Here is a 3,049-nt window from a genome sequence, read left to right as displayed (position 1 = left end):
TGATGTCATTGAGTTTGTGATGCAGGGGAGTCGCCACTTCGAGCTGCGGGTTGAACGAATTCCGGTGGCGGGCGTTCTGGTCGGCCAGACGTTGAAGACCGCCGCCATCCGTGAACAATTCGGGGCCATGGTGGTCGGCCTCGACCACCCGACGGCCGGAGTGACTATCAACCCTGACCCTGACCTGATTCTTCAGTCGGGTCAATCGCTTGTTGCCATCGGTACTTTTGGCCAACTCGAGGCGCTTCGCCGCCTGGTGGTCGTTGACACGGCGAGTGGGGCTGAGTAACTTCACAGTGGGGTAATTACGGGCGTGTAACCCAGTTCCACGCAGGAGGAAACCCAACCGTGACAACACATGGATTCCGCGCACCGCAGGTGTGTAAAGTAGTAAGTATCACATACCGGCAGCTCGATTACTGGGCGCGGACGGATCTGCTGACACCGTCCCTTCAGGATGCACATGGCTCCGGCTCACAACGTTTGTATTCGTTTTCGGACGTTGTCCAGCTGAAGGTCATCAAGCGTCTTCTCGACGCCGGGATGAGCCTGAAGCGGATTCGCCAGGCGATGGATATCCTCCGTGAGCAGATGCAGAGCCACAATCCGCTCGCCGACGTGACACTTCTGTCCGATGGATCGACGATTTACGCCGCAAAGAGCCCCGATGAGGTCATTGACGTGTTCCGACGCGGTCAAGGTGTGTTCGGGATCGCGGTCGGACCGGTTCAGAAGGAACTAGAGGGTGAGATTCACCGGCTGTTCGGCGACGTCGTGGGGCCGGAAGAGAGTCCGGCCGTATTGGGCGAGGCACTCTAATCGACGGGTTGTTTCACCCCTTGCGATCCGACACCGTCGAGTTCGCCCACAACAGCGAACGACAGTTCGCCAAGTTGTTGGACTTCTATGGCCTGGCCTGGGAGTACGAGCCGACCTCGTTCCCGATCGGTTTTGATGACAACGGTGAGCCGATCAAGTTCTTCACCCCGGATTTCTACCTGCCTGACGAGGGTGCGTTTATCGAAATAACCACGATGAACCAGAAGTTGGTCACGAAAAAGAACCGGAAGGTTCGACTCCTCGCCGAGCATCATCCCGAGGTGAAGTGCCGTATTCTCTATCAGCGGGACTACCTGCATCTGGTTATCAAATACGGTTTGGAAGAGCCTGATCAAAATGATGAGATGGTTCCGCCAACCCGGATCCCGGGAGCACTGCGGGTACTCCGTCTTGATGAAGATGGACGATGGGAGCGACCGGCGTGAGCTTGAGTAACGTTGAATCGGTCACGGTTGGGACCCATACCCGCCTGGTTCGCATCTGGGAGCGTCCTGAACGTCCCTGGGCCACGCTGCTGCTTGTGCACGGTATTGCCGAGCATTCCGGCCGATATGAACTGGTCGGCAGGCAATTGAGCGAGGCGGGCATCAAAGTCCGATCGTTTGACCTTCCGGGCTTCGGTGGAACGGGCGGACAACGCGGACATGTCGATTCGTTTGACGACTACCTTGATGCCGTCGGTGAGGAACTGGCTTCGTCGGTTGAACACGGTCTACCGTCGGTGCTATTGGGCCATTCATTGGGTGGTTTGATCGCCCTGAAGTACGCACTCTCCCGCAGCCCTGCTCCTGACTATCTCGTCCTGTCGGCACCTGCGGTCGACGCCAACATCCCGGGCTGGCAGCGAGCGCTGGCCCCGCTCCTCGGCAGATTCGCTCCCAAGATAATGTTTCCGAACGTTTGGAAGGGCGAACAATTGTCGCGGGACCCCAAGGTGGGAGAAGCGTATTTTGCCGATCCGCTTGTCTATGCCAAGGCTTCGACGCGGTTGGGCGCTGAATCACTTGAAGTTATGAAGGACGTGGCCGGGAAGGTTCCTTCCATGCCTACCCACGTGGTTCACGGAGGTGCCGACGAGATTGTTCCGCCTCACTTCTCTGCCCCGCTCGGTGAGCATGCGAGCCGGAAGCTCTATCCGTCGCTTCGACACGAGGTCTTCAACGAGCCGGAAGGACCAGAGGTCGTAGCTGATATCGTCGCCTGGCTCCGTCAGGAGATCGGCTAACCAGGGCCTTCGGGTGGATCTATGAGCGGGCGCCCGCCGCTCCTGCGTCTGAGACCGATTCCTCGGCGAGCGGGTCGAGATACCAACGACGCTCGATCACTTGCTCGCCAAAGATGGTTACCCGAAGGGTTTCTCCAGGCACGAATTCCAGCCGTTCAAAAAAGCCCTCGGCATCGTCGTTACCCAGAAGTACGTCGCAGGTGACCGGCAGGCTGGAGGCGATACTGCGAACCTGATCAACGAGGGACCTTCCCGCCCCCCTGAGGCGGAAAGCCGGCATCGTGAACAAGGCTGACAGAAAGATCCGCTCATCCTCGACGAACGCGTCGGCGAAGGCAGCGGTGACGCCATCGATGTCCGCCACGTATACGGGATGGTCCTGCCACCGCTTCACCAAGGCTTCGGTTGAATAGACGCCCTCGAGCCAGGAGTCGAGCGTTTCAGGCCGGAGAAAACTTGCATAAGAATGCAGGATCGAGAGTGTTCCGATCCGGTGGATGTCCGCCAAATCGTTTCGTCGTGCCAGTCGAGCAGTCACCCAACCGAACCTAGCGGATTGCTACTCGTCAACAGGGAACAACGGGGTCACCAGATATTCGTATACGGTGTCGCCGCCGGATCCTCCTGCCTCCACCAACAGACGGCCGTCGGTCTCTTCGACGAGACGAAAGACGACGTTCTGCTTTCGCCAGGTCACTGCCGTCTGCTCTGCGCCGAATGCCACCAGCGGGGTCGGCACCGCGATCTTGACCCAGCCATCGGCTGCGAGAATCTCGTCGTAATAGGAGATCACGTCGACGTAGTCGGCAGGAGCAAGGACGACATGGCCGGATTCGGCTTCGCTGTCCCGACCAAGGGCGAGCGTTGAGGCTTGTCGGTCGAAGGAGCTGAGCACCTTGGACAGCGGATAGAACTGGGTGTCGGAGCCTCCCACTGCGTTCAGTTCGTAATCCTTCAGTTCTCCAAGGGTGAATCCATTTACCG

Annotated in this window: 6 protein-coding genes; 4 read left to right on the top strand and 2 right to left on the bottom strand. The window is 58.7% G+C overall.

Annotation, left to right across the window (positions count from 1 at the left end):
* Positions 1-19: 19 nt before the first annotated feature.
* The 4 genes from JJE47_17520 to JJE47_17505 are packed head-to-tail and all read left to right on the top strand — an operon-like array spanning position 20 to position 2,065.
* Positions 20-289, top strand: a complete 270-nt coding sequence (locus tag JJE47_17520; GenBank protein MBK5269225.1) for a TrkA C-terminal domain-containing protein — start codon at positions 20-22, stop codon at positions 287-289.
* 59 nt (positions 290-348) lie between these two features.
* Positions 349-819, top strand: coding sequence for a MerR family transcriptional regulator (locus JJE47_17515; GenBank protein ID MBK5269224.1), 471 nt, complete (start codon positions 349-351; stop codon positions 817-819).
* A 20-nt stretch (positions 820-839) separates the two neighbouring features.
* A complete protein-coding gene (locus JJE47_17510; GenBank protein ID MBK5269223.1) occupies positions 840-1,265 on the top strand; it encodes a hypothetical protein in 426 nt (141 codons plus the stop codon).
* Positions 1,262-2,065 carry a lysophospholipase gene (locus JJE47_17505; GenBank protein ID MBK5269222.1) on the top strand — a complete coding sequence of 268 codons (804 nt, stop codon included), beginning with the start codon at positions 1,262-1,264 and terminating at the stop codon, positions 2,063-2,065. Before JJE47_17510 ends, JJE47_17505 begins: the two co-directional genes overlap by 4 nt.
* A 19-nt stretch (positions 2,066-2,084) precedes the next feature.
* Here the strand turns inward: JJE47_17505 and JJE47_17500 are convergent, their stop codons facing one another.
* Positions 2,085-2,603, bottom strand: a complete 519-nt coding sequence (locus tag JJE47_17500) for a GNAT family N-acetyltransferase (protein ID MBK5269221.1) — start codon at positions 2,601-2,603, stop codon at positions 2,085-2,087.
* 21 nt (positions 2,604-2,624) lie between these two features.
* The coding region (locus JJE47_17495; GenBank protein ID MBK5269220.1) for a hypothetical protein at positions 2,625-3,049 on the bottom strand (425 nt) is incomplete at its 5' end.

Source organism: Acidimicrobiia bacterium (genome assembly GCA_016650365.1).
Lineage (GTDB): Bacteria > Actinomycetota > Acidimicrobiia > Spongiisociales > JAENVV01 > JAENVV01.
The sequence above is the reverse complement of the archived record's forward strand: the minus strand, read 5'-3'. Positions and strand labels throughout refer to the sequence as shown.